This is a genomic window from Rhodococcus kronopolitis (assembly GCF_042654025.1).
Lineage (GTDB): Bacteria > Actinomycetota > Actinomycetes > Mycobacteriales > Mycobacteriaceae > Rhodococcus_G > Rhodococcus_G kronopolitis.
Window position 1 is genome coordinate 392,407 of sequence record NZ_JBHSFO010000001.1, and the last position, 26,459, is coordinate 418,865.

The window sequence follows — 26,459 nt, forward strand, 5'->3', positions numbered from 1 at the left end:
CGGGATTCTTCGTTGATGGCCACCGGAACTGCCGCCGGTCTCGTCGTAACGAGCGCCTCGGGATTCGACGCAGCCTTGGCGACAGTCCGGGTCGCACGACGGGCCCTCGATGTCCTGAGACATCACCCATCCCTTCACCACCTGATGCCGAACCCGGTTGGGGCACAGACTCAGATCCACCCGGAGGGGGGTGACATGAGTCACCTTCGGGCGTAAACTAGTACACATGTTCGATCATGGGGATTCGGGAGGCGACGCCGATACGGCAAGTTGCCCGGATGCCTGCGACTGCTGCCGGACCGCCGAGTACGTCGTCGACTACGACACCGGACCCCAGGCGCTGGATGCACTGCGCGGGTTCGCGACGGCCGAGAACATCGCCGCCGCCCACAAGATCCTCACCCTCGCCGCGTTTGCCCGCCGCGGCATCGAGGACGACATCGACCGCCTCGGCGAGTACGCCGCCGCCGAACGGGGCGGCCGCGGAGCTGAAACCGAAGCCGCCCTCTCACTGGCCATGTCTGCGACCACCATCCGCCGCTACCTCGCCGTCGGAGACCAGCTCGACCACCACCTCCCACTGACTCGGGCGGCGTTCCTCGCGGGGAAACTGGACTACCCGCGGGTGCGGATGATCTGCCAGTGCACCGACCAGATCAGCGACGCCACCCTGACCGCTGTCGAACCGTTGGTGGTCGACGCCGCCCTGCAGGCCGCGCCCGGCCGACTGGCTCGGGAGATCATGCGACTGCTGATCCGCGTCAACCCCGACGAGGCCGAACAGGCACGTAGACGCAGGGAGCGGCATGGCCGCCGGATCTCGGTCACCCCCGACGCCCACGGCATGGCGACCCTGTACGCGACGCTCACCGCCGCCGAGGGCCTGGTCGTGGAAGGACTGATCGAGCAGATCGCCGCGACAGTCTGCCCACGGGATCCGCGGACGCGGGCGAACCTGCTGGTCGACGGATTCGTGGCGTTGATCCACGGCGAACAGCACCTGGCGTGTCGGTGCGACGACCCCGGATGCCGGACGAAACTGCTGCCGGTCCACGTACGTGAGCACGGACACGTCGACGTGCAGGTCCATGTCGACCTGGAGACACTGTTGGGGTTGGTGGACGATCCGGCCTTCCTGTCCGGACACGGCCCGATCGATCCGGAGATGGCGCGGCGGATGGCCGAGGACGCGACATGGCAGGCGATCATCTCCGACGCGAGGGACATCAAGGCAGGCAAGGGCCGGGGCAGCAACGGTTCCGGCGGCGGGATGAGAAGCACCACGTTGATAGTCGGTGGTGACGGCGGGTGCGAGGCCGGGGAACCAGGCCGGACCGCCGAGCCTGTCGATGTAGACATGACTGCGCAACCCAGTGACACGGCAGACGCCGACGCAGACATCGACCCGACTTGCGTCCCGTGCGGGCCGGGCGCCACCGACGCCAAGGGGTCCGGCAGCGCCAGCGACAGCAGTTGCGAGGAAACAACATTCGGCGACAACACCGCCACCGACGAGTACGCACCCGGCGCCCCCACCCGGACCCGCGGCCGCCGCAGACCCGCCGGCGCGACCCCACCCGGCCCTGACGAACCACCGCCGACCTGGCACGAACCACCGCCGCGCACCGATCTCACCCCCGAACGCACCGTCGGCGACATCCTCGACTCGATCGCCGCGAACCCCGACCTGCTCGCCGGTGAATTCAGCGACGGCCACGGCGGATACGAGCACCCACCCGACGGGGCCCTGACCTACCGCCCCTCCGCCGCGGTCCGGCGGGCAGTGTTCGCGAAGTACTCCACCTGCACGTTCCCGGGCTGCACCGTGCCGACCCGCCGGTGCCAGTTCGACCACATCGTCGAGTTCGACCACCCGCACCCCGCGCGCGGCGGCTGGACCGTCGAGACCAACGGTGAACCGGCCTGCACGCTGCACCACCAGGCCAAGACCGACCGGCACTTCCGCGTCATCCGCCTCCCCGGCGACGTGATCGTCTGGATAAGCCGCAACGGCGCCATCGGAGTCACGCTGCCGGACCGCTATGCCCCGGCACCACCGCCGCGTCCGGCATCACGACCGGCGGTGCCCGAGCCCCCACCACCGGACCGGGCGCCCGCCGACCACGAGGCCGGCGCCCCTCCGGACCTGGCGATCTACGAACCGACCTGGTGGGAAATCCACATGCATCCCGGCGACCTGCCCCCGACATTGGACGAGCTGACGACCGTCACCGACCCCGAGCATCTGGCGCACTGCCGACGACTCCGTGCCCATCACGCCGAGCACCTCGGCATCGTCCACGCCCGGTACCTGCTCGCGCCCCCGCCCTTCTAGGCGTCCGCGCCGACTAGAACACAGCGAGCGCGAGCAGCGCGAGTACGGGAAAGATGCCCTGCAGGACCGCCGCCCGCAGGTAGGCCGTACCGGTCGAACCCAGCACGACGGCGGCACCGATGATGCTCACCAGGCAGAACACGACGATCGCGTGCCCGCCGACTCCCCCGATGACCAGACCGACCACGATGCCGATCGCGAGGAAGAGGTTGTAGTAGCCCTGGTTGTAGGCCAGCGGCCGGGTCACCTCGGCGTCCTGCTGGCTGGTCAACCCGAACCGTTTCCACACCTGCGGCCGCGTCCACAGCAGGCTCTCCATCGCGAAGATCGCGACGTGCAGAGCAGCGGCGAGTGCGGCGAAGACCTGCGCGATGACCGGCATGAGGCAACGATCCCACAATCCCCGGCCGACCTCGCGGCGTAGCACACCACCCCTCGCCCGACAAGGTCCCGGGGCAGGACTCCCGCGCCCGAATCCCCGGCCTCCGGACGGAGGTCACGCCCCTCCCGAACCCGAAGACTCGAGTGGACCGATTCACCACCTACCCGAGGAGCACGGTGCGAAACATTTCCAGGCGGGCGTTCCTGACGGGACTGACAGCCGCGCCGATCGCGTTGTCCGTCGGATGCGCTCTCGGACAGTCCGGTACCACCGCGGCACCCGCCTCCCTCTTGGGCCGGTCCGGGCGTCCGCTGCCGATCCCGCCGTTGGCGCCCTCCACCGTGGATGCGGCCGGCACCCGGCACTTCGCCCTCTCCGCGGGCACCGGCAGCTCCGAACTGATCGCCGGGAAGCGCACGGCCACCTGGGGTTACAACGGCTCCGTCCTCGGCCCGACCATCCGGGCCCGTCGCGGCGAGGCCGTCGCGTTCACCGTCGACAACGCGCTGCCCGAACCCACCACGGTGCACTGGCACGGCATGCACCTACCGTCCCGCTTCGACGGCGGCCCGCACCAGACGATCGAGCCCGGGGGCACCTGGGCACCCGCGTGGACCGTGAACCAACCCGGTGCGACGCTCTGGTACCACCCGCACCCGCACGGCTCCACCGAGAAGCACGTCTACCGGGGCCTCGCCGGGCTGTTCCTGATCGACGACGACGTCACCGACTCCGCGGGCCTGCCCAACACCTATGGGGTGGACGACATCCCCCTGATCATCCAGGACCGGCGCCTGACCGCCGACGGCGCGCTCGACGAATCCGATGCCACCGACGTGGGCCTGCTCGGCGACACGATCGTCACCAACGGCATCGCGGGTGCGTACCTGCCGGTGGCCCACGACCGGGTCCGGCTGCGCGTGCTCAACGGGTCTTCGGGCCGGCTCTACAACCTCGGATTCGCCGACGACCGCGAGTTCCACCTGGTCGCCAGCGACGGCGGACTCCTCCCGGAACCGGTACCGGCCAAGCGGATCCAACTCAGCCCCGGCGAACGCGTCGAACTGGTGATCACGATGCGGGCCGGCGTCGACGCGCTGCTGCGGTCGTTCCCGATCACCGACCGCGCCGGGATCGCCCCCGCGGACGCGGCGTCGTTCGGCTTCGACGACGCCTTCGACATCCTCGACCTGCGACCGGTCGCGGCCCTGACGGCCGGCGCCGCGCTGCCCGCCGCACTCGCCACCGTCGCCCGCCTCGACCCCGCCGACGCGGTCGCCGAACGCGACTTCGAGATGCAGTGGTTCATGATCAACGGAACCCGGATGGACATGAACCGCATCGACTTCTCCCCGACCGTCGACACCACCGAGATCTGGACGGTGCGCAACGTCGACAACTGGCCGCACAACTTCCACGTGCACGACGCCCAGTTCCAGATCCTCGACATCGACGGCACCCCGCCGCCGGCGGCGCTGGCCGGCTGGAAGGACACCGTCTACACGCCGCCGGGCAGCCGAATCCGGCTGGCGCTGCGGTTCACCGACTACACGGACCCGACGTTCCCGTACATGTACCACTGCCACCTGGCCATGCACGAGGACCAGGGCATGATGGGCCAGTTCCTGGTCCTGCAGCCCGGCCAGCTGCCGGCCCCGATGCGGATGGACACCGCCGGGGCGACTCCGATGCCGGCGGGTCACCACTGACCGAAATCACCACTGACCGAAGTCGCACGGCCCGACCGGCCGCTCCCGCAGGATCTGCGCCGCCCGCGAGCGCGCGGCGTTGTAGGCGAACCCGGAAGCGTCCCCGCCGACGCCGATCCCCCGCAGCGCACAGGAGCGCACCGGCTCGGGCAGCCGGTCCAGGGCGGGCACCGCGTCCACCGACAGCCCCCGCAGGTATGCCACGTCGATGTTCCCGGTCTCGGTGTACCGCTGCACATTCCGGTCGGCTATGTACCCGTCGGGGTTGATCGCGGCGAAGGCCAGCGTCCCGACCACCGCAGACGCCAGCACTGCCCGCGGCAGCCAGTGACCGGTCATCCGCACCCCGGCCACCAGCAGCGCCACGAACACCACGCCGAGCCACAGCTCCGCCGCCATCACGCCCAGCCGCAGGCGGGTGAACCCGAACGCGCTCTCGTACAGGGCCATCCGGTGCACCGCAGACGCGACCACCAGCAGCGTCAGCACGCACAGCGGGCCCAGCGCCACCCTGGCGAGTCTGCGGTCGCGCCGTGCCGTGGTGTCGATCCGGCGCACCACGACCGCGATGACCAGCAGGGTCAGCACCGTCACCGCGGAGAGCTGCCAGAACCCCTGGCGTGCGTAGTCGGCGTAGGTGAGGCCGTCGGTGCCGAGGACATGGCCGTCGCCACCGAAGAGCACCCGCAACTGCACCGCGACGAAGGCGGCGAACAGCAGGTCGAGCAGGGCCAACGGCACCGCCCACTCCCATCGGGCCAATGGACGCGCGGGAGCAGGGGCGAGCGAGTCGAACCGCGGCGATCGCCGACGCAGGTAGGTGGCCGCCAGCGCCGCGCCCGCCACCAGGACGCCGATCACCAGGTGTGGGAGGGGGTTGCCCAGTCCCACAGCGGGTACCACCCGTTCGAAGAGACGGCCGAACTCCGGGTCTGCGCTGACGAACAGCGCCCCGAAGAGCAGCACCAGGCAGGTGCTGACCGCGGCCACCGCCAGCACCCGGCCCGGCCGCACCGTGGACTCGCGCGCGTGACGTGACCGGCCGCGCCGCACCCAGCCCACCAGCCGGGCCGGCGTGCACCACAACGCCACCGAGGCCAGCGCCAGCCCCGTCCAGGTCCGACCCCCCACCAGCGCGACGGAACCGACCATCCAGCTCGCCACCACGCACACCACGGCAAGCCAGTCCGCACCCCGCACCCCCGCAACGGCGAGCAGCGCGAGCGCGGCGAGCAGGGCCCCCACCTGCGCGGGCGTCGGTCGCGGCACCACCGTGACGAACGCCGTCGCCGCCACCGCCGCGCCGGTCAGCAGGTACGCGATGCTCACCACCGACGGGTCGAGCGCCACCGCGGCGACGGCGCCCGCGCCCAGGGCCGCGGTCACGGTTGCCCGCGGGGCCATCGAGGTGCGGTCCGGGCGCCAGGCGGAGGGGCGCCGACGCGGCCGGGCCGGCGTGGGCACCGGCGTTACGGTCGCGGTTGTCGTCGTTGTCATCGTGGTCTCTCGGATCAGGGCAGGGAGTTGCGGGCAGGAGTCATCGCGGGACGTGTCGTCTGGCGACGCGTCCCGGCGGAATCGAGCGGGGAGGAAGGGGATCCGGCGGTCAGCCGGGCGGGAGGACCACCCGGATGCAGCAGCCGGTCTCGGTGTCGACGACGCCGATCCGGCCGTCGTGCAGCTCGACCGCCCAGCGGGCTATCGCCAGGCCGAGGCCTGTGCCGCCGTCCTGCGCGCCGCCACGGGTGAACCGTTCGAAGACCCGGGAACGGTCGACGTCCGCGATCCCGGGACCGTCGTCGTGCACGTCCAGGATCAGCCCGCCGGCCACGTCACCGGGGCGGGCCCGCACCAGCACCGGGGACTCGGCGGAACCGTGCCGCGCGGCGTTGTCGAGCAGGTTGGCCACAACCTGGTGCAGCCGCGCCGGATCGGCGCTACCGCGCAGTCCCACCGGCTCGACGTCGACCCGGACGGGCGACGGGCGGGTGGGGTCGGCCGCCAGGCGCACCACCTCGTCGAGGAAGGGCCGCACCTCGAACACCCTCCGCTGCAACGGGACCACACCCCCTTCGAGCCGCGAGAGGTCCAGCAGGTCCGTCACCAGCCGACCCAGCCGCTCGGTCTGGGCGAGGGCCGCCCGCATCGTCGCCTCGTCGGGTTCGGCCACCCCGTCAACCACGTTCTCCAGCACCGCCTGCAGCGCCGTGATCGGGGTGCGCAGCTCGTGGGAGACATTGCCCACCAGCTCGCGCCGGTACCGGTCCTCGGCCTCGAGGTCCGCCGCCATCTGGTTGAACGCGACCGCCAACTCGCCGATCTCGTCACGGGAGGTGGCCCGCACCCGGCGCGTGTAGTCGCCGGTCGCCATCGCCCGCGCCGCCGCGGTCATCTCCCGCAGTGGGGACGTCATCCCGTGCGCAAGCACCTGGGTGACCACCAACGCGACGACCAGCGCGCTGAGCAACGCAAACCGGAACTGCCACTGGGAGGTGGCCCAGAACGTCAGGGACGCCAGCACCAACGAGGCGACCACCAGCAGCCCGGTCTTCACCTTGAACGAGCGCAGCGGGTCGAGCGGTCTCGGCAGCCTCATCGCGGCGTCTCCAGTGCGTACCCGACCCCGTGCACGGTACGGATCAGGTCCCCACCGAGCTTGCGGCGCAACGCCTTCACGTGACTGTCGACGGTGCGGCTGTTCGCCGCGTCCCCCCAGCCCCACACCTGTTCGAGCAGCGACTCGCGGTCGATCACCGCGCGTGGCCGGGCGGCCAGGTGGGCGAGCAGGTCGAACTCGGTCCGGGTCAGGTGCACCTCGAGGTCGGCGGCGCGGACCCGCCGCTGGGTCAGGTCCATGGTCACGTCGCCGAACACCAGGACCTGCGACTCGGTGGCGCCCTCGAGCGCGCGGTCGGTCCGGCGCAGCAACGCAGCCACCCGCGCCACCAGCACCCGCATGCTGAACGGCTTGCTCAGGTAGTCGTCGGCGCCGACGCCCAGCCCGATCACCAGGTCGGTCTCGTCGGCTCGGGCGGTGAGCATCAGCACCGGGACCGGGCGGGCCGCCTGAATCCGCCGGCACACCTCGAGGCCGTCGAAGCCGGGCAGCATCACGTCCAGGACCACCAGGTCCGGCCGGTACTCGGCGCAGCGCGCGACCGCCTCGGGACCGTCGGCGGCGGTCTGCACGTGGTGGCCCTCGGCGCGCAGCCGCGCGGCGATCGACTCGGAGATGGTGCGTTCGTCGTCGACGACGAGCACTCTGCGCTGGGTCATGATCTCGACCCTAGGGGGCGGGTGTGGGGATGCCCGTCGGGAAATGTGAAGGTTTCGTGCAGGTTCGAAAAGGCTCAGCCGTGTCGGTGGGCGTAGACCGCGAGCCGCACCCGGTTGTCGCAGCCGGTCTTGCCCATCAGGTTCGCGACGTGCGTCTTGACGGTCGTCACACCGAGGTGCAACCGGTCCGCGATCTCCTGGTTGCTCAGGCCGTCCCCGACCAGTGCCAGCACCTCCCGTTCGCGGTCGGTCAGCGCCGCCGGCGGCGGCTCGGGAACAGCCGGGGCGGCGTCGACCGCCCGGTCGACCAGGCGACGAAGCAACTGGGGCGAGAGCGGGGTGTCCCCGTCCACGGTCCGGCGGATCGCGCCGAGCAGGTCGCCGGGCGCGGTGTCCTTGACCAGGAACCCCGCCGCGCCCGCGGCCAGCGCCGGGTACAGGTGCTCGTCGTCGTCGAAGGTGGTGAGCACCAGGACCTTCGTGCGTGCACCCGAGGCGGCGATCTGCCGGGTCGCCGCCACCCCGTCCAGCCCGGGCATCCTCAGGTCCATCAGGACCACCTCCGGGACAAGTTCCGCCGCCAGCCGGACTGCCTCGACCCCGTTCGACGCCTCCCCGACCACCTCGAGGTCGTCCGTGGACTCGCACAGCATCCGCAGGCCCGCGCGAACCAGTCGCTGGTCGTCGACGATGAGCACTCGGATCATCGGTCACCGTCCTCACTTGTCGGGTGGGTCGGCCCGGGAATCCAGGCCTCGACGTGCCACCCCGTTTCCGTGGCGCCCACGTGCAGGCTGCCACCCACGAGTTCGACGCGTTCGCCCATCCCGACGACACCGTGCCCGGTCGAATCCGCCGCGCCTGCGCCACGACCTGCGCTGTCGACCCGGACCGTGACGCCGCCGAGTTCGCGCGTGACCGTCACCGCCACCGCGCCGTCCGGGTCCGCGTGCTTCATCACGTTGGTCAGCGATTCCTGCACCACTCGCAGCAGGGTGAGCCGCCCGATCGCGTCCAACCCACCGAGGTCGGGGTCGACCTGGGCGACGACGGTGAATCCGGCCCCGCGGGTGCGTTCGATCGCCGCGGCGATCTCGACCGGCACAGCGTCGGACTCCACGAGCGGGATGCTGTCGAGCGACGGGTCCCGCAGCGCGACCTGCAGCCGCCGGATGTCGGCGAGCGCGTCGGAGGCCGTCGAGTGCACGTCGTCGAGCACGTCCTGCACCCGCGGGTCCGCGTCGGCCACCACGTGCCGGGCGACGCCGATCCGCAGCACGATCGACGCCATGTGATGGGCGACCAGGTCGTGCAGTTCCCGAGCCAACGCGCTGCGCTCGGCCGCCCTCGCGTGCAGATCCGCTTCGGCCCTTCGCACTTCGGCCTCCGCGGCCGCCGCCCGGTAGGTCTGCGCGAGGTCACGTTGGGCACGCAGGTAGAGCCCGAGGAGCACCGGCAGGCCCACGTAGGCCGCCGTCTCGACGAATGTCGCGGCCCGCCAGAAGGTCGAGTAGGAGTCGGACCAGAGCCCGAGCAGCACCGCCGCCGTCCAACCGAGCGTCGCCACCACCACCGGCCAGGAGCCGCGGGCCCGCATCGCCACCTCGCCCAACGCGAGCGCGCCCAGGTACGGGACCAGGCCGGCCACGCCCCAGGGGTGGGCCACGAACATGGCGGCGGCCAGCGCCGAGATGACGAGCGAGACCGGCAGCGGCCACCTCTCGCCGACGACGAACGCCGCGGCCGCCGCAGTCGCCAACAGCCAGTACCCCCACGGAACCTGGTAGCGACCCGGATACGTGCTCGCCAGCAGCAGCACCGGCACCAGGACCAGCGGCACGCCGCGCAGCAGCAGACGCAGGTCGCGGCGGGGGCGGGTCGCGGTCACACCGTCCACGGTAGGCGAGCCCGCAACCTCGGCGCGGACCGTGACGGTGGTCACTTACCCGAATCTGCTCGACTTCACTTCTTACTCCAGAGTAAGATAGAGCCCGTCCAAGACCGAACACCGAGAAACCTGGTGATCATGAGCAAGCAAGACAGCGTTGTGAAGTCGAACGGTGCCCCGCGCGCGCCCCGCGACACCTCGGCGGTCGGCCTGAACCCCGTCAAGCGGGACGCCATGGGCGCCGCGATGCGCGTGCTGACCCGGATCACCGGTTCCGAGCTGGCCGAGAAGTACAACCTGCGACAGGTCATCGACCGCGCCACCTACGAGGGCACCAAGACCGGCTTCAAGACGCTCGGCGCGGCCACCCGCACCTTCACCAAGGTCGCAGGCGGCAACCAGCCCAAGCGCCTGCCCGGCGGCGCCAGCAAGACCGCCGGCTACTTCGACCTCACGCCGAACGACGAGCAGCAGATGATCGTCGAGACGGTGCGCGACTTCGCGGGCGAGATCCTCCGCCCGGCCGCGCACGACGCCGACGAGGCCGCCGCGGCACCCGCCGACCTGACCAAGCGGGCCGCTGAACTGGGCATCACCCTGATCAACGTCCCCGAGGAGCTCGACGGCGCGGCCAGCGAGCGCGGCGCCGTCACCAACTCCCTGGTGGCGGAGGCCCTCGCCCATGGCGACATGGGCCTGGCACTGCCGATCCTCGCGCCCAGCGGCGTCGCGGTCGCGCTCACCCAGTGGGGCACCGACAGCCAGCAGAAGACCTACCTGCCTGCCTTCACCGGCGAGCAGGTGCCGAACGCCGCGGTGGTGGTCAACGAGCCGCGCGCACTGTTCGACCCGTTCGCGCTGCAGACCAGGGCCGTCCGCTCCCCCAGCGGATACAAGCTCAACGGCGTCAAGTCGCTCGTCCCCGCCGCCGCGGACTGCGAGCTGTTCATCGTGGCGGCCGAGCTGGACGGCAAGCCCGCCTTCTTCATCGTCGAGTCCGACGCCAAGGGCCTTGTGGTGGAGGCGGACCCGAGCATGGGCCTGCGTGCCGCGGGCCTCGGACGGCTGATCCTCACCGACGTCGCGGTCTCGGAGTCCGCGATCCTCGGCGACGGCGACGCCAAGTCGCGCGCCGAGGACTACGCCAACGCGATCCGGCTGGCCCGCCTGGGCTGGGCCTCGATGGCGGTCGGCACCAGCCAGGCCGTCCTGGACTACGTGATCCCCTACGTCAACGAGCGCGAGGCGTTCGGCGAGCCGATCAGCCACCGCCAGGCCGTGGCCTTCATGGTCGCGAACATCGCCATCGAACTCGACGGCATGCGACTGGTCACCCTCCGCGGCGCGTCCCGTGCCGAGCAGGGCCTGTCCTTCGCCCGCGAGTCCGCGTTGGCCCGAAAGCTGGCGTCCGAGAAGGGCATGCAGATCGGACTGGACGGCGTCCAGCTGCTCGGCGGCCACGGCTTCACCAAGGAGCACCCGGTCGAGCGCTGGTACCGCGACCTCCGTGCCATCGGCGTTGCCGAGGGCATCGTCCTCATCTGACGCTGTTGCACCACTAGGAGACTTTGATGATCAACCTCGAACTTCCCAAGAAGCTCAAAGCCTCTGCGAACCAGGCGCACCAGGTCGCAGCGGAAATCTTCCGGCCCATCTCGCGCAAGTACGACCTGGCCGAGCACGAGTACCCCGTCGAGCTCGACACCATGGCCGCCATGGTCGAGGGCCTCAACGACTCCGGTGGCGACGTCGGCGGCGCCGCAGGCGGCCGGTCCGACGCCAAGCCGACCGAGCTGCTCGGCAACTCCAACGGCGGCAACATGTCCGCGCTGCTGAACGCGCTCGAGACCTCCTGGGGTGACGTCGGCCTGATGCTGTCGATCCCCTACCAGGGACTCGGCAACGCCGCCATCGCCGCGGTGTCCACCGACGAGCAGCTCGAGCGCTTCGGCAAGGTCTGGGCCTCGATGGCCATCACCGAGCCCAGCTTCGGATCCGACTCCGCCGCGGTCACCGCCACCGCCGTCCTCGACGGCGACGAGTGGGTCCTCAACGGCGAGAAGATCTTCGTCACCGCAGGCGAGCGCTCCACCCACATCGTGGTCTGGGCGTCCGTGGACAAGTCCAAGGGCCGCGCGGCGATCAAGTCGTTCGTCGTCCCGCGTGACGCACCGGGCCTGAGCGTGGCCCGCCTCGAGCACAAGCTGGGAATCAAGGCTTCCGACACCGCCGTGCTCCTGCTGCAGGACTGCCGCATCCCCGCGGACAACATCCTGGGCAGCCCGGAGGTCAACGTGGAGAAGGGTTTTGCCGGGGTCATGCAGACCTTCGACAACACCCGGCCGCTGGTCGCCGCCATGGCCGTCGGCGTCGGCCGCGCCGCGCTCGAGGAGCTGCGCACCATCCTGACCGACGCGGGCGTCGAGATCTCCTACGACACCCCCGTCTACAACCAGCACGCCGCGGCCGCGGAGTTCCTGCGGCTCGAGGCCGACTGGGAGGCCTCGTACCTGCTCTCGCTGCGGGCCGCGTGGATGGCCGACAACAAGAAGCCGAACTCGCTCGAGGCCTCGATGTCCAAGGCGAAGGCCGGCCGCACCGGTACCGACGTCACGCTCAAGGCCGTCGAGCTCGCAGGCACCCTCGGCTACTCGCAGCGTCCGTTGCTGGAGAAGTGGGCCCGCGACTCGAAGATTCTCGACATCTTCGAGGGCACGCAGCAGATCCAGCAGCTGATCGTGGCTCGTCGGGTGCTCGGCAAGTCGTCGTCCGAGCTCAAGTAGTCCACCCGATTTCGACCGAAGGGCACCGAGGCGCGGCCGGACCGCAGCCCGGTGCCCTTCGGTCGCTCCAACCGCCCACGATCCGCGCCGCCGTCCCACTAGGCTGTCCTCGATCGATCCCGGCACACCGATGCAGCCGTTTTCCAGGGGGGAAGCACATGCGAGGCGCACTCGAGAAGGTCACCGACAACCTCGGCGCCGCGCGGGTGCTCCTTCGCACCGGCCTGGTGCCGCTCCGTCGGGTCGACCGAGGAATCCGTTCGCTCCGCGCGGTGGCGCAGTACGGCCCCTTCGCCGGCCTGATCCACGCCCACGTCCGCAACGGGCTCGACGCGGTCGCCGTCGTCGACGACCGCGGCCAGCTCACCTACGCGCAGCTCGAGGAGCAGTCGAACGCGCTGGCCCGGGCCTGGGTCGCGGACGGCGTCACGCCGGGGTCGGTGATGGGCGCGATGTGCCGCAACCACCGCGGCCTGCTTCTCGCCATGCTCGCGGCCGCCAAGTCCGGCACCAAGCTGGTGCTGATGAACACCGGGTTCGCAGCGCCCCAACTGGTGGATGTCGCTGCCCGCGAACAGGTTCGGTCGTTCGTCTACGACGAGGAGTTCGCCGACGTCGCGGACGCGCTGCCGACGGACGTGCTGCGTTACCTGTCCTGGGGTGCGGACGCGACCGGCAGCACTCGCAACCTGGACGAACTGCTCCTCGGCCGGTCCACCGACACGGTGCCGCCGCCGCCCGTGCCCGGCAGTTTCGTGCTCCTCACCTCCGGCACCACCGGCACCCCGAAGGGCGCGCCCCGCGAGCACACCTCGGCGCTGTCCGCGGCGCAGTTCCTGGACCGCGTCCCGCTGCGCAGTCGCCAGACGATGATGATGGCCGCGCCCGCCTTCCACGGCACCGGACTGTCCCAGTTCGCCGTCGCACTGGCACTCGGCCAGACCGTCGTCCTGCAGCGCAGGTTCGACCCCGTAGGTGCGCTGGCGCTGCTCGCCAACAACCGGGCCGACGTGCTGGTGGTGGTGCCGACGATGCTGCAGCGAATCCTCGACCTGGGCGCGGACGTGCTCGCGCAGTACGACACCTCCAACCTCAAGGTGATCTTCGCGGCCGGCTCCGCCCTGTCCCCCGACCTCTGTGCCCGGACCACCGACAGCTTCGGCCCCGTCCTGTACAACCTCTACGGCTCAACGGAAGTCGCGGTCGCCACGGTCGCGACGCCTGCGGAACTCGCACTCGCCCCCGGCACCGCGGGCCGCCCACCCGTCACCTGCCACGTCGAGCTCTACGACGACGCCGGACGCCGGATCACCCGGCCCGGCGAGATCGGTCGAATCTTCGTCGCGAGCGGGCTGAGCTTCAACGGCTACACCGACGGCCGCGACAAGGAACGCCTCAACGGGCTGCTCGCCACCGGTGACGTCGGCCACTTCGACGAGCACGGACTGCTGTTCGTCGACGGCCGCGACGACGACATGATCGTCTCCGGCGGCGAGAACGTCTACCCGCTCGAGGTCGAGAACCTGCTCGTCGCACGCCCGGAGGTGTTGGAGGCGGCGGTGATCGGAGTGGAGGACGCCGAGTTCGGACACCGACTCAAGGCGTTCGTGGTGACCGCCGCCGGTGCGCCGCGCGACGAACAGGACCTCAAGGCCCACGTCAAGGCGCACCTCGCCCGGCACAAGGTGCCCCGCGAGATCGTCTTCCTCGAGGAGTTGCCCCGCAATGCCACCGGCAAGCTGCTGCGTCGGGCGCTGATCGAGATGGACTCGCCGTACGCCTGAGCGTCCCCGGAACGACGAAAGCCCGGTCCGAGGACCGGGCTTTCGTACTTTGGTAGCGGGGACAGGATTTGAACCTGCGACCTCTGGGTTATGAGCCCAGCGAGCTACCGAGCTGCTCCACCCCGCGATGCATTTACTACTGTATCCCACTTTTCGGACGTCAATTACCACCCGCCGGGGGCACCTGGTCGACGGCGAGCTCGCCCATCAGCGACCAGTCCTCGGCGTCGATCTTCGTGTTGATGATTCTCGGCGTGCTCACCAGCGCCGGCTTCAGGTCCCGCATCGCATCCCGGAAGTGCCGGCTCTGCACGTGCGCGACGGCCGCGTCGTCGTCACGGAAGGCCTCGACGAGAACGAAGACGTCGGGATTCTCGGTCGAGCGGGACCAGTCGAACCACAGGTTTCCCGGTTCGCTCCGGGTCGCATCGGTGAACGGTCGCGTGAGTTCGAGCCATCCGTCCGAATACTCGGGCCGCACAGTGAAGTTGACGACGATGAAGATCACGACTGCCACCCTCCGCCTTCGGACCGCTGAACGTGTCCGCCGGGAACAAACCTACGCCGCCCACTCGCGGAACCCCGGAAACGACGAAAGCCCGGTCCGAAGACCGGGCTTTCGTATCTAGTAGCGGGGACAGGATTTGAACCTGCGACCTCTGGGTTATGAGCCCAGCGAGCTACCGAGCTGCTCCACCCCGCGATGCACTTACTACTCTACACGAACATCCGAGCGCCCCCGACCACCCGCCGCGACGACCCGCGCGGGCACAAAGAGTCCCGGATAACGACGAAAGCCCGGTCCGAGGACCGGGCTTTCGTATCTAGTAGCGGGGACAGGATTTGAACCTGCGACCTCTGGGTTATGAGCCCAGCGAGCTACCGAGCTGCTCCACCCCGCGATGCATGAACGAAGTTACACGAGGGTGCGAACGGAACACAAATCGCCCGATCGCCCGTCGCGGCACGGCCGAATCGGGGCGCCCCGTGCACACATCGGGGTGACCCAGTGCACAAATCAGCGGTGATCCCAGCCACATAACGGACAGGTCACAAACCGGCATCTAGAGCGCAACACTCCGTAGCGAACTGGGGAAACGGCGGGAATCGCGCCGGGAAGTCCACGGATTGAGCGCCGGATCGGCATTGTGCCCCTCACGAAATTGATGCGTACGGTCGCCAACGGCCCGAGAAACCCGGGCTGAGCCGACCCGCCGCTGCACGACCTGCCCCGCGGATCGGTACCCCAAAACCTTCGGGGGGCAGGGACGCGGCGCCATCTCCACGCCGGGCGATGTTCAAGTCATGACCGCCCAGGCTCGGCCCCGTCGGCAAGCGCGGAGAGGATTTACCCGCATGACCAAGCTCAGCACCCGCGCACTCGGATTTGCCGCCGTCACCGGCGCCCTCGTCGCGGTCCCCTTCGGTCTCGTCACCGGCACCGCCTCCGCAGCCACCCACAACTGGGACGGCGTCGCGCAGTGCGAGAGCGGCGGCAACTGGGGCATCAACACCGGCAACGGCTACTACGGCGGCCTGCAGTTCTCGCAGAGCACCTGGACCGCCAACGGCGGCAGCGGCTCTCCGCACGGCGCATCGAAGGCCGAGCAGATCCGCGTCGCCGAGAACACCCTGCAGAGCCAGGGCGTCGGCGCGTGGCCGCACTGCGGTCAGTACCTGACGACGGCCGCCGCCGAGGAGGCGCCCGCGCCGATCGCCGAGCCGGCGCCGGCCCCCGCCGCGCCCGTCCAGGTCGCTCCGGCCGTCCCGGCCATCCCGGCCGTCCTGGTCGTCCCGGCACTGCCCGCGAACTTCCCGGTGCCCACCGCCGACCAGGTGCAGCGGGCCACCGACACCGCCATCGCCACCGCCCACCAGTACGGCCACGGCGACCAGGTCCGTCAGCTGATCGACGCGAACAGCATCTTCCTGGCCAGCCTCACCCGCTGACCCGGACAATGCAGAAGGGCCCCGTCATCCGATTCGGATGACGGGGCCCTTCGCTGTTCTACGGTGTGCCGCTACCGGGGCAGGCCCTGGTAGGCGTCGACCGCCTTCTGCAGTCGATCCAGCGCCGCGCCGTACGCGGCGAAGTCACCGCTCTGCTGGGTGGCCCGCAGGTTCCCCAGCGCGGCATCGAGTTCCGAGACCACCGCGGCCTCGTTGGGCGCAGGCGCCGGAGCCGGCGCCGGCCCTGTCGGAGGCGGCGTGCCGCCGGTCTGCGGCGGCGGCGCGGTCGCGCTGCCACCCGGCGCCGTTGCGGTACCGGACGTCGCGCCGTCGAAGACCTGGTCGAGGGCCTCGGCCAGGGTCGCCGCGTAACCCACCCGGACCCGGCCGGTCGGACCGGGCTCCTGGAAGCTGGCCAGCACCCGGGTCAGCTGCGGGAAGGTGGCCGCGTTGGCCCCGCTGCGCTCGGTGTACATCGGCTCCACGTACAGGATGCCGCCGTTCCCGATGGGCAGCGCGAGCTGGTTGCCGTACTGGATCTTGTTGGTCTTCTCCAGCAGCGACTTCTCCGTGCCGACCCGGGCATCGGAGATCATCGAGTTCTGCGACTGCGCCGGCCCCTGAGTCTGCTTGTTGATCGGCAGCTGCAGGACGGTGATCTTGCCGTAGTCCTTCGGGTCCGAGTTCACCGCGATGTACGCGGAGAGGAAGTCCCGCCGGAACCCGACCATCGGACTGGTCAGGCGGAACGTGGGCTCCCCGGTCTGCTGGTCACCGACCAGCACGTAGTACGGCGGCTCGTTCTCCTTCGAACCCTCCACCGTCGGCTCGTTGGGCACCGACCAGAAGGCGTTGTTGGTGAAGAACTCTCGCGGATCGTCCACGTGGTACTTCGCGAGCATCTCGCGCTGGACCTTGAACAGGTCCTCCGGGTAGCGGAAGTGGGCGCGCAGTTCGTCGGTGACCTCACTCTGCGGCTCCACCGTGCCCGGGAACACTCCCATCCAGGCCTTCAGGACCGGGTCCTGCTCGTCCACCTGGTACAGCGTGACGGTGCCGTCGTACGCGTCGACCGTCGCCTTCACCGAGTTGCGGATGTAGGAGACCTCCTTCTTGGGGAGCAGTCGGCCGGTGTTCGCGTCCACACTGTCCGCGACCAGTCCCTCGAGGGAGCTGCGCTGCGCGTACGGGTAGTTGTCGAGGGTGGTGTACGCGTCGACGATCCAGACGATCTTCCCGTCGACCGCCGCGGGGTACGCGTCGCCGTCCGTGGTCAGCCACGGCGCCACCTCCCCCACCCGGTCTCTGGGGTCACGGTTGTAGATGATCTTCGAGTCGGAGCCGATGGTGCCGGAGAACAGGATGTTGCGTTCGGCGTACTTCGCCGCGAAGGCGAGCCGGTTGGCCCAGTTCCCGATCGGCACGCCGCCCTTGCCTGCGTAGGTGTACTTCGTCTTCTCCGTGTCGTACTCACGAGGATCGGAACCGGGTGCGCCGCCGACGATGGCGTAGTCCTCGGTGCCCTCGGCGATCACCTCGCCGTAGTAGATCCGGGGCTCGTCGACCTTGATGACCTGGTTCCCCGCCTCCAGCGACGCGATGTCGCTGACCGTGTAGATCGGGTAGCCCGCGTTGTTGGACGTGTCCTGCGTCGGGTCCAGCACCGGGGCGGTGACCCGGTTCGCAGGCGCCGCCACCAGTCCGTCGCCGTGGGTGAAGACGGTGTGCTTGTTGATCCAGTCGGTCTGGTTGCCCTGCAGGTTGTTCGGCGAGAGCTCACGCGCCGCGACCACGTAGTCGGCCATCGCGCCGGAGATGTCGTACCGGTCGATGTCCAGGGTGGGCGGGAAACCGTAGAAGTTCTGCCGCTGCTGCTGCTGGGTGAAGGTGGGCGAGAGCACGTTCGGGTCCAGCAGGCGCGCGTTGGCGATGGTGGTGACGTCGGCACGGACCTCGCGCGGCGCCGCCGTCGCGTCGCCGGAGTAGTCCTCGTAGGCCACCTTGTCGTCGGTGATCCCGTAGGCCTGACGCGTCGCGGCGATGTTCCGCTCGATGTACGGACTCTCCTTGTCCGCGGCGTTCGGCTTGACCGAGAACTGCTCGACCACCAGCGGGTACACCGCGCCGACCAGCACCGAGGACAGCACCAGCAGGCCCAGTGCCATCGCCGGAATCCGCATGTCCCGCATGAAGATCGCCGAGAAGAAGGCGAGCGCACAGATCACCGCGATGGCCAGCAGGATCAGCTTGGCAGGCAGCACCGCATTGATGTCCGTGAAACCGGCGCCGGAGAAGGTCGGCTCCTTGCGTCCGCTGGTCAGCAGCGAGTACCGGTCGAACCAGTACGCGACGGCCTTGAGCAGGACGAAAGTGCCGGCCAGCACCGCCAGCTGGATGCGGGCGGCCTTGGTCAGCGCGCCGTCCCGACCGCTGAGCCGGAGGCCGCCGAAGATGTAGTGGGTCAGGATGTTCGCGACGAACGCGATCAGGATCGCGACGAACAGCCAGTTCAGCACCAGTCGGTAGAACGGCAGGTCGAAGGCGTAGAAGCCGACGTCCAGCCCGAACTGCGGGTCGGTGATGCCGAAGGAACCGCCGTGCACGAACATCTGCGCGGTCACCCAGTTCGACTGGGCGATCAGACCGGACAGCACACCGATCGCGATCGGGATGCCGAGCCCGAACGCCCGAAGCCGGCTCATCACCGTCGTGCGGTACCGCGCGATCGGGTCGTTGGGCCCGGCCACCGGCACGAACACCGGCCGGCTCCGGTAGGCCAGCAGCATCCCGAGGAACGCCGCGGCCCCGATCAGGAGCCCGACGACGAGGAACATCGCCAGGCGGGTGAGCAGCACCGTGGTGAACACCTCACGGAAGCCGACCTCTCCGAACCAGAGCCAACTGGTGTACGTGTTGATCAGACGGGGACCGATCAGCAGCAGCGCCGCCGCAACGAGCGCCAGCACCAACAACACTCGGCTCCGTCGCGACAATGCCGGTAGACCGGTGGGGGGCCGCATGCCCACGTGCCACTCTCCGTATTTCAGGCGACGCGAGGAGCGCCGCGGTTGCGGCGATGACGTGCACCGCCATGGTTTCGCTCCACTCTACGTCGGTTCCGGAACGGACAAGGCGGGCGCAACGCCGCCGGGATGGGAGAATGGACCGGTGAGCAATATCGACGGGCCCTATTACAACGACCAGCCCCACTTCTCCCCCGACGCGCTGTCCCGCTGTGTGCGGGAGGTCGCCGACTTCGTCGACGCGGCCGGCTGGGGCCAACCCCCGACGATGTTCGCCCTCGTCCCGACCGCGGTACTGGTCGCCGCCGAACCCGACCTGCACGACCAGCTCGAGGACGGCGCGGAGCTGACGCCGATCGAGCAGGAGTCGTTCCCGGAGGACGTCGGCGGCGGGTCCCCCGCGCTCGACGAGTTCCTGGCGACCAGCAGCTGGCCCGAGGGCGTCGTCGGGTGCGTGCTGGTGCAGGAGATCGTGGTGCTGCCGCCGACCGCCGAGTCCGACCTGGACCACGCGGTCGCGCCGGTGCTCACCGACGAGCATGCCGCCGACGAGATCGCCCGGGCCACCGCCGACGCCCACCCCGAGCGGCGCACCGCCCGGCTGATCGTCGCGGTCCTGCGCGACGGGCCGTCCGCCTGCGTGCTCGCGCTCAAGCCGGACGACGACGACCCGGACGCCGAGCCGGAGCTGCTGACCCACGAGGACCTCGCGCCGAACCTGGTGCACGCGCTCTACGCGACCTTCGACGCGACCGACGACGACTGAGCCTGGTTGCGGCCGCGGCGTCAGCCCGCGGCCGCGCCCAGTTCGATCAGGAGCACGCCGCCCATGATCAGCGCGATGCCGACCCGCATCGTCCGGGTCAGCGGGTCGCCGAAGATCACCCGTCCGAGCACCGCGGTCAGCGCGACGCCGCAGGCGACCCAGACGCCGTAGACCACCCCGACCGCCATGCCCCGCGCGAGGACGGCCGCGATCAGCGCGAAGGACGCCAGGTAGCCCACCACGACCGGGGCGATCCACCGACGCCGCCGGAACCCGTCGGACGCCTTGAGCGAGAGGGTCGCGGTGACCTCGAGCCCGATCGCGGCCAGCAGCAGCGCCCAGGTCACTGTGGTGCCCCGGTCACTGTGGTGCCCCGGTCACTGTGGTGTCCGCTGTGATCGCGGGACCGATTCCGGCCCGGGCCTCCGCCGCCCGCTGCGAACCCACCTCCACCGTCAGCACGCCCGCGATGACCAGGGCAATCCCGGCCGCCATCAGCAACGTCAGCGGGTCGCCGAACAACCAGGCGGCGAGGACCGCGGTCAGGCTCACGCCGCTGGCGCCCCAGATCCCGTACGCGACGCCCACCGGCATCTGCGTCTTGAGCACCGCCGCCAGGAAGACGAAGGCCGCGCCGTAGCCGAGCACCACCGGCAGGTACCAGCCCGGGTGGTCGACGGCCGCGCGCAGCGACAGCGTCGCGGCCACCTCGGTCACGATCGCGCCGAGCAGCAGGATCCACCTCATCAGCAGGACGGCGCGTCGCCGCCGTTGTTCAGCGATTCCAACGCCTGGACCGCGCCGTCGAGGTTCTCGACCCGGACCAGCCGGAGTCCGTCCGGGGTGTTCACCCGGGCCTCGTCACAGTTGCTCGCAGGCACCAGGAAGGTGGTCGCGCCCGCCTCGCGCGCGGCGATCAGCTTGTACGGAATCCCGCCGATCGGGCCGACGTCACCGTCGGAGTCGATGGTGCCGGTGCCCGCCACGAAGTCGCCGCCGCTGAGTTCGCCGGGGCTGAGCTTGTCGATCACCGCCAGGGTGAACATCAGGCCCGCCGACGGCCCGCCGACCTCGGAGAGGTTGAAGTCGACGGTGAACGGCACCTCGGGGTCCTCGGTTGGGGTGATGCCCAGGTAGCCGGCGCCCTGGCCGCCCGGCCGCTCGCCGAGCGTCACCGGCACGGTCAGGTCCTGGCCGTCGCGCCGGACCCCGATCTGCACCTGGGTGCCCGGCGCCAGCGTGGCCACGGCCCGCTGCACCTCACCGACGGTGCGAACCTGCTGACCGTCGACGGTGAGCAACTGGTCGCCCTGCCGCAACGCGCCGGCGGCCGGTCCGTCCTCCGACACCTCGGCCACCTCGAGCGCGACCGGCAGGTCCAGGTAGTGCAGCGCGGCGAGCTCGGCGGAGCTCTCCGACTGGACCATCTCCTGGTTGTTCTCCTCCTTGACCTCGTCCCGGGTCTTCTCCGGCGGGTACACCTCCTCGCGCGGCACCAGCCCGTGCCGTCCGCTGAGCCAGAAGCCGAAGGCCTCGAAGATGTTGAGCCCGTCCCGGACCGACACGGTGGTCATGTTGAGGTTTCCGGAGGTCGGGTCCACGTCGGTGCCCTCGATCTGGACAACCTGCTTGCCGTCCACCTCGCCGAGGGTGTTGAAGGTGGGTCCGGGACCGAGCGCCGCGAACGGCACCGTCAGCGTCATACCCAACAGCAGCAGCACCAGCACCGGGACCATCGCAGCGACCAGGGTGACCATCCGTCGATTCACCGGGCCCAGCGTAGAGGTCGGGCGGAGGCGGGAGAGTAGAGGAGGCCCGTGGGTCGCGGTGATGTTCGCCCTCGGCGTCATTTCCGGTGTCTCCGCCCGCCGCGGGGCCTTGTACCGTTGAGGCATGAGCAATCTGCCGTTTGGTTTCTCGGGTTCCGACGACGACTCCGACCCCGACAAGGGCCCCGGCCAGGGCGGCCAGGGCGATCCGTTCGGTCTCGGAGCGCAGGGATTCGACCCGGCGGCGCTGGGCCAGATGCTGACCCAGTTCGGCCAGATGCTCAGCGGCATGGGCAGCTCGATGGGCACCGGCGGCTCGGCCGGTCCGGTCAACTACGACGTCGCCAAGAAGCTGGCCGTGCAGCAGCTGGGCACGGTCGATCCGATCCCCGCCGGCACCGGATCCGCGGTCGCCGACGCCGCGCACCTCGCCGAGCTCTGGCTCGACGGGTCGACGACGCTGCCTGCCGGGGCCACCCGGACCGACGCGTGGACGGCCGCCGACTGGCTCGACAACACCCTCGACACCTGGAAGCGGCTGTGCGACCCGGTCGCCGAGCAGATCTCCGGCATGTGGGTCTCGGGTCTGCCCGACGAGGCCCGCGAGATGGCCGGGCCGATGCTGGGCATGCTCGGGCAGATGGGTGGACTGGCCTTCGGTTCGCAGCTGGGCCAGGCCCTCGGCCAGCTCTCCGCCGAGGTGCTCAGCTCCACCGACATCGGCCTGCCGCTGGGACCGACCGGGGTGGGCGCGCTGCTGCCGACCGCGATCGCCAAGTTCAGCGAGGGCCTCGAGCAGCCGGACCGCGAGGTGCTGGTGTTCCTGGCCGCCCGCGAGGCCGCGTACCAGCGGCTGTACGTGCACGTGCCGTGGCTGCGTCAGCGCCTGCTCGCCACCGTCGAGGAGTACGCGCGGGGCATCCGGATGGACTTCTCGGCGATCGAGGAGGCCGCCCAGGGCATCGACCCGAGCGCACTGACCGACCCGTCCAAGATCCAGGAGCTGCTGCAGCAGGGCGCCTTCGAACCGCAGACCACGCCCGAGCAGAAGCAGGCACTCGAGCGCCTCGAGACGATGCTCGCGCTGATCGAGGGCTGGGTGGAGACCGTGGTGTCCGATGCGCTCGGCGACCGGTTGCCCGGCGCCGCGGCGCTCAGCGAGACCCTGCGTCGGCGCCGCGCCACCGGCGGCCCCGCCGAGCAGACCTTCGCCACCCTCGTCGGCCTCGAGCTGCGCCCGCGGAAGGTCCGCGAGGCCGCCCAGTTGTGGCGCCAGCTGACCGAGGCGGCCGGGATGGACGGCCGCGACGGCGTGTGGGCACACCCCGACCTGCTGCCGGATCCGAGCGACCTGGACAACCCCGCGGCCTTCGTCGACTCGGTGGTCGGCGGCGGAACCAGCACGTTCAACGACCCGATCGCGCAGCTCGAGGAGACCGAGGCCCGCGAGCGCGAGCAGGGCCGCGGACCGTCCGCCGACCCGGAGCAGTCCGGCGAGTAGCGCAGTCGCGTACCGGGCCCTGGTGGGGGCCGTTTCGGCCTGTGGATAACCCGCTCCGATGCGGCGGCGGCGGTCCACGGACCTGACAGGGTCGAACCATGACCCCGGTCCCCGCCCGCCGCGCCGGCCCGCAGCTCGATCCGCGGATCCCGGTCCTCGTCCGGCCCAGCGGCGTCCTCCAGCTCGGCTGGGACCCGGAACGGGCGGTCCTGCTCACCGCGCCGGACGGCGTCACGCCGGGGGCACTGGCGGGACTGCTGCGGCTGCTCGACGGCTGGCACTCGCGCCCCGACGTGATCTGGCAGGCACACCTGATCGGCCTCGACGTCGTCGACACAGCCCGCATCCTGGCCGAGCTGGACGCGGCGGACCTGCTCGTGCGACCCGAAGCGACGAGCCAACCGCGGTGGGTGCACGTGCACGGACGCGGCCCGCTCTCCGACGGCCTCGCGGCCGCACTGACCCAGGGCCGCTACCGGCTGACCCGGTCCCGGCCGCTCGAGGGCGACGCCGACCGACCGACCGGACGCGCCGATGCCGTCGTGCTCGCCGACGACCAGGTACCCGACCCGCGTCTCGTCGCCGAACTGGTCGCCGAGCGGGTGCCGCACCTGCTGGTGCGGATGCGGGACGGCCGCGGCGTCGTCGGGCCGCTGGTGCTGCCCGGCCACACCAGTTGCCTGCGGTGTGCGGACCTGGCCAGGAGCGAACGCGACCACGAATGGCCGCACCTGGCCGCCCAACTGCTCGGCGCGGTCGGGCACGCGGACCACGCGACGGTGCTGACCACGGTCGGCCTGGCTCTCGGTGAGCTCGCGACCGTGCTGCGCGGCGACCCGGCCGCCCCGCCGGCCACCCTCGACGCCACCCTGGAGCTGAATCTCGCCCCGCCGACGCTGGTCACGAGGTCGTGGCGGCGGCATCCCCGGTGCGGCTGCGCCGCTGTGGCGCCCGACGGCGGCGGCGGTCTAGGCGAACGAGCGGATCGTCAGACATGATGGAAGGCGTGCCTGACATCCCCCGCCGCAGCTCCGCCCGCACCGCCAAACTGGCAAGCATTCCGATCGGGATCGCGGGCCGGGCTGCCGTCGGGTTCGGACGCAAGCTCGCGGGCGGTGACCGCGAGGAGATCGACGCCAAGCTGGCCTCACAGGCCGCGGAACAGCTGTTCACCGTGCTCGGTGAGCTCAAGGGCGGCGCGATGAAGCTCGGCCAGGCGCTGAGCGTGATGGAGGCCGCGGTCCCCGAGGAGTTCGCCGAGCCGTACCGGGACGCGTTGACCAAGCTGCAGGCCGAGGCGCCGCCGCTGCCGGCCCGCAAGGTGCACCGCGTCCTCGACAGCCAGCTCGGCACCAAGTGGCGCGAGCGGTTCACCAGCTTCGAGGACGTGCCGACCGCATCGGCGAGCATCGGCCAGGTGCACCGGGCGGTGTGGTCCGACGGGCGGGAGGTGGCGGTGAAGGTCCAGTACCCCGGGGCCGACGAGGCACTCAAGGCCGACCTCAAGACGCTGTCCCGGTTGGCCACGATGTTCGGCTCGGTGATGCCCGGCGTGGACGTCAAGCCGGTGCTCGACGAGCTGACCGCGCGCACCGAGGACGAACTGGACTACCGGATCGAGGCGGACAACCAGCGCGCCTTCGCCGCGGAGTTCGACGGCGACCCGAAGTTCGCCATCCCGAAGGTGATCGCGAGCGCGCCCAAGGTGATGGTGACCGAGTGGATGTCCGCGACCCCGCTCTCGGCGATCATCACCACCGGCACCGTCGTCCAGCGCAACAACGCAGGCGCGCTGCTCGCCGAGTTCCACTTCGCCGCGCCCACCCGGGTGGGGCTGCTGCACTGCGACCCGCACCCGGGCAACTTCATGATCCTGCCGGACGGCCGACTCGGCGTGCTCGACTACGGCGCCTGCGCCCCGATGCCCGGCGGGCTGCCCCCGGTGCTCGGCAGGATGGTCCGGCTCGCCCTCGAGCAGCGGTTCGACGAGCTGACGGAGCTGTTGCGCGACAACGGTTTCGTGCTCCCCGGCCGGCAGGTCACCGACCAGGAGATCGCCGACTACCTGCGCCCGTTCACCGACCCGATCCACACCGAGTCGTTCCACTTCACCCGGACCTGGCTGCAGCGCGCCGCCGGCACCGCCACCGACTTCTCCTCCGCGCACTTCCGCACCGCGCGGGCACTGAACATGCCCCCGGAGTACGTGATGATCTTCCGGGTCCTGCTCGGGTCGGTCGGCATCTGCGCACAGCTCGACGCCGAGGCGCCGTACATGGGCATCCTGACCCGGTGGCTCCCCGGTTTCACCGAGGACGATCCGCGGGCCGAGTAGCCCGACCCGCACCCCTACACTGGGCCACCGTGCGGATCGCGACATTCAACATCAACGGCATCCGGGCGGCACAGCGGCGGGGATTCGAGCAGTGGCTGCGCGTACGCAATCCGGACGTGGTGGCGCTGCAGGAGATGCGGGCCCGTGCGGCCGCGATTCCGCCCGGCGTGTTCGGCGGGTACCACCTCGCCTACGACGAGGGCACCCTCGCCGGGCGCAACGGTGTCGCGGTCCTGACCCGGCTCCGGCCGGAGTCGGTGCGGACCTGGTCCGGCACCGCGCTGCTGCGCGCGCCCGGCGAGACCCACACCGACACGGTCGATCTCGCCCCGATGCCGCTGGCCCGGGGTCTGCGCGAGTTCGCGGACCAGGGCCGGTACCTCGAGGTGGACCTCGCCGACGCGCCGATCACGGTCGCGTCGCTGTACCTGCCGAAGGGTGGCCTGCCCGCGCACCTGCAGAAGCCGGGGCGGATGCGGGAGGCACCCGACGACGGCGCCCGCTACGAACGCAAGATGCGCTTCCTCGACGCCTTCGCGCGGCAACTGGCGCGCTCGCGACGCGACGCGCGTGCGCGCGGACGGGACCTGTTGCTGATGGGAGACCTGAACATCGCGCACACCCGCCACGACGTGCGGAACTGGCGGCGCAGCGGTCAGGCCGAGGGCTACCTCCCCGAGGAACGAGCATGGTTCGACTCGATTCTGACGCCCCGCACGCTCGTCGACGTCGTCCGCGCCCGGCATCCCGACACCGACGGCCCGTACAGCTGGTGGTCGTGGCTGGGCGAGTCGTTCGAGGGCGACGTCGGCTGGCGCATCGACTACCACCTCGCCACTCCCCGACTGGCGCGGACGGCCGTCGCCGCCGGCACCGACCGCGAACCGGCAGCGGACCGGCGGATGAGTGACCACGCCCCCGTCGTCGTCGACTACGACCTCTGATCCGCCGCCGACCC

The 26,459-nt window shown here is 70.6% G+C and carries 22 protein-coding genes and 3 tRNA genes; 11 read left to right on the forward strand and 14 right to left on the reverse strand.

Translation table 11 applies throughout. The features are described from left to right. Positions 1-226: 226 nt before the first annotated feature. Positions 227-2,335 (forward strand): HNH endonuclease, encoded by a 2,109-nt coding sequence (locus ACFO6S_RS01780; RefSeq protein ID WP_378413543.1) that lies wholly within the window; start codon positions 227-229, stop codon positions 2,333-2,335. 13 nt (positions 2,336-2,348) lie between these two features. Here ACFO6S_RS01780 and ACFO6S_RS01785 read toward each other — a convergent pair whose 3' ends face one another. Then, the gene (locus ACFO6S_RS01785; RefSeq protein WP_378413545.1) at positions 2,349-2,717 is read right to left on the reverse strand and encodes a DUF1304 domain-containing protein; all 369 of its coding nucleotides are present in this window, start codon (positions 2,715-2,717) and stop codon (positions 2,349-2,351) included. Positions 2,718-2,893: 176 nt separating this feature from the next. Here ACFO6S_RS01785 and ACFO6S_RS01790 point away from each other — a divergent pair, with 176 nt between their 5' ends. After that, positions 2,894-4,426 carry a multicopper oxidase family protein gene (locus tag ACFO6S_RS01790; RefSeq protein ID WP_378413546.1) on the forward strand — a complete coding sequence of 511 codons (1,533 nt, stop codon included), beginning with the start codon at positions 2,894-2,896 and terminating at the stop codon, positions 4,424-4,426. Positions 4,427-4,432: 6 nt separating this feature from the next. On the opposite strand, the gene ACFO6S_RS01795 is transcribed toward ACFO6S_RS01790, so the two are convergent. From ACFO6S_RS01795 to ACFO6S_RS01815, 5 genes are all read right to left on the reverse strand, one after another. Next, the gene (locus ACFO6S_RS01795) at positions 4,433-5,890 is read right to left on the reverse strand and encodes a DUF4153 domain-containing protein (RefSeq protein WP_378413548.1); all 1,458 of its coding nucleotides are present in this window, start codon (positions 5,888-5,890) and stop codon (positions 4,433-4,435) included. A gap of 142 nt (positions 5,891-6,032) precedes the next feature. Further along, positions 6,033-7,022 carry a HAMP domain-containing sensor histidine kinase gene (locus ACFO6S_RS01800; RefSeq protein WP_378413550.1) on the reverse strand — a complete coding sequence of 330 codons (990 nt, stop codon included), beginning with the start codon at positions 7,020-7,022 and terminating at the stop codon, positions 6,033-6,035. Beyond that, positions 7,019-7,702: a response regulator gene (locus ACFO6S_RS01805; RefSeq protein WP_378413552.1), complete on the reverse strand. Its 684-nt coding sequence runs from the start codon at positions 7,700-7,702 to the stop codon at positions 7,019-7,021. Before ACFO6S_RS01805 ends, ACFO6S_RS01800 begins: the two co-directional genes overlap by 4 nt. A 74-nt stretch (positions 7,703-7,776) precedes the next feature. Next, positions 7,777-8,409 (reverse strand): response regulator transcription factor, encoded by a 633-nt coding sequence (locus ACFO6S_RS01810; RefSeq protein WP_378413554.1) that lies wholly within the window; start codon positions 8,407-8,409, stop codon positions 7,777-7,779. Next, complete coding sequence (locus ACFO6S_RS01815) at positions 8,406-9,590, reverse strand: sensor histidine kinase (protein WP_378413555.1); 1,185 nt, start codon at positions 9,588-9,590, stop codon at positions 8,406-8,408. The genes ACFO6S_RS01810 and ACFO6S_RS01815 overlap by 4 nt, the downstream gene beginning before the upstream one ends. A 132-nt stretch (positions 9,591-9,722) precedes the next feature. Between ACFO6S_RS01815 and ACFO6S_RS01820 the strand changes: the two genes are divergently transcribed. The 3 genes from ACFO6S_RS01820 to ACFO6S_RS01830 all read left to right on the forward strand — a co-directional run bounded on the left by ACFO6S_RS01820 (position 9,723) and on the right by ACFO6S_RS01830 (position 14,157). Then, the gene (locus ACFO6S_RS01820) at positions 9,723-11,135 is read left to right on the forward strand and encodes an acyl-CoA dehydrogenase family protein (protein WP_378413557.1); all 1,413 of its coding nucleotides are present in this window, start codon (positions 9,723-9,725) and stop codon (positions 11,133-11,135) included. Between the two features lie 26 nt (positions 11,136-11,161). Further along, on the forward strand, positions 11,162-12,373 hold the full coding sequence (locus tag ACFO6S_RS01825; RefSeq protein WP_378413558.1) for an acyl-CoA dehydrogenase family protein: 1,212 nt from the start codon (positions 11,162-11,164) through the stop codon (positions 12,371-12,373). 158 nt (positions 12,374-12,531) lie between these two features. Beyond that, positions 12,532-14,157 carry an acyl-CoA synthetase gene (locus tag ACFO6S_RS01830; protein WP_378413559.1) on the forward strand — a complete coding sequence of 542 codons (1,626 nt, stop codon included), beginning with the start codon at positions 12,532-12,534 and terminating at the stop codon, positions 14,155-14,157. Between the two features lie 50 nt (positions 14,158-14,207). On the opposite strand, the gene ACFO6S_RS01835 is transcribed toward ACFO6S_RS01830, so the two are convergent. The 4 genes from ACFO6S_RS01835 to ACFO6S_RS01850 form a co-directional block, all read right to left on the reverse strand. Further along, positions 14,208-14,284, reverse strand: a tRNA-Met gene (locus ACFO6S_RS01835). Between the two features lie 33 nt (positions 14,285-14,317). Beyond that, the gene (locus tag ACFO6S_RS01840; protein WP_378414056.1) at positions 14,318-14,665 is read right to left on the reverse strand and encodes a putative quinol monooxygenase; all 348 of its coding nucleotides are present in this window, start codon (positions 14,663-14,665) and stop codon (positions 14,318-14,320) included. A 121-nt stretch (positions 14,666-14,786) separates the two neighbouring features. Continuing rightward, positions 14,787-14,860: transfer RNA gene (locus tag ACFO6S_RS01845), tRNA-Met, on the reverse strand. Positions 14,861-14,985: 125 nt separating this feature from the next. After that, positions 14,986-15,059, reverse strand: a tRNA-Met gene (locus ACFO6S_RS01850). 454 nt (positions 15,060-15,513) lie between these two features. Between ACFO6S_RS01850 and ACFO6S_RS01855 the strand changes: the two genes are divergently transcribed. Beyond that, complete coding sequence (locus tag ACFO6S_RS01855) at positions 15,514-16,107, forward strand: transglycosylase family protein (RefSeq protein WP_378413560.1); 594 nt, start codon at positions 15,514-15,516, stop codon at positions 16,105-16,107. A 71-nt stretch (positions 16,108-16,178) separates the two neighbouring features. Here the strand turns inward: ACFO6S_RS01855 and ACFO6S_RS01860 are convergent, their stop codons facing one another. Further along, positions 16,179-19,133 carry a UPF0182 family protein gene (locus tag ACFO6S_RS01860; protein ID WP_378413562.1) on the reverse strand — a complete coding sequence of 985 codons (2,955 nt, stop codon included), beginning with the start codon at positions 19,131-19,133 and terminating at the stop codon, positions 16,179-16,181. A gap of 142 nt (positions 19,134-19,275) precedes the next feature. On the opposite strand from ACFO6S_RS01860, the gene ACFO6S_RS01865 reads away from it, so the two are divergent. After that, a complete protein-coding gene (locus tag ACFO6S_RS01865) occupies positions 19,276-19,896 on the forward strand; it encodes a PPA1309 family protein (protein ID WP_378413564.1) in 621 nt (206 codons plus the stop codon). A gap of 20 nt (positions 19,897-19,916) precedes the next feature. Here ACFO6S_RS01865 and ACFO6S_RS01870 read toward each other — a convergent pair whose 3' ends face one another. The 3 genes from ACFO6S_RS01870 to ACFO6S_RS01880 are packed head-to-tail and all read right to left on the reverse strand — an operon-like array spanning position 19,917 to position 21,665. Then, positions 19,917-20,243, reverse strand: coding sequence for a DMT family transporter (locus ACFO6S_RS01870; protein WP_378413565.1), 327 nt, complete (start codon positions 20,241-20,243; stop codon positions 19,917-19,919). A gap of 13 nt (positions 20,244-20,256) precedes the next feature. Further along, on the reverse strand, positions 20,257-20,646 hold the full coding sequence (locus tag ACFO6S_RS01875) for a DMT family transporter (RefSeq protein WP_378414057.1): 390 nt from the start codon (positions 20,644-20,646) through the stop codon (positions 20,257-20,259). After that, positions 20,643-21,665 (reverse strand): YlbL family protein, encoded by a 1,023-nt coding sequence (locus ACFO6S_RS01880; RefSeq protein ID WP_378413567.1) that lies wholly within the window; start codon positions 21,663-21,665, stop codon positions 20,643-20,645. The genes ACFO6S_RS01875 and ACFO6S_RS01880 overlap by 4 nt, the downstream gene beginning before the upstream one ends. A gap of 124 nt (positions 21,666-21,789) precedes the next feature. On the opposite strand from ACFO6S_RS01880, the gene ACFO6S_RS01885 reads away from it, so the two are divergent. From ACFO6S_RS01885 to ACFO6S_RS01900, 4 genes are all read left to right on the forward strand, one after another. Further along, positions 21,790-23,166, forward strand: coding sequence for a zinc-dependent metalloprotease (locus tag ACFO6S_RS01885; RefSeq protein WP_378413569.1), 1,377 nt, complete (start codon positions 21,790-21,792; stop codon positions 23,164-23,166). A 98-nt stretch (positions 23,167-23,264) separates the two neighbouring features. Then, complete coding sequence (locus tag ACFO6S_RS01890) at positions 23,265-24,164, forward strand: hypothetical protein (RefSeq protein WP_378413571.1); 900 nt, start codon at positions 23,265-23,267, stop codon at positions 24,162-24,164. After that, complete coding sequence (locus tag ACFO6S_RS01895; protein ID WP_378413572.1) at positions 24,161-25,501, forward strand: ABC1 kinase family protein; 1,341 nt, start codon at positions 24,161-24,163, stop codon at positions 25,499-25,501. The genes ACFO6S_RS01890 and ACFO6S_RS01895 overlap by 4 nt, the downstream gene beginning before the upstream one ends. Before the next feature lie 29 nt (positions 25,502-25,530). Further along, positions 25,531-26,445: an exodeoxyribonuclease III gene (locus ACFO6S_RS01900; RefSeq protein WP_378413573.1), complete on the forward strand. Its 915-nt coding sequence runs from the start codon at positions 25,531-25,533 to the stop codon at positions 26,443-26,445. Positions 26,446-26,459: the final 14 nt, after the last annotated feature.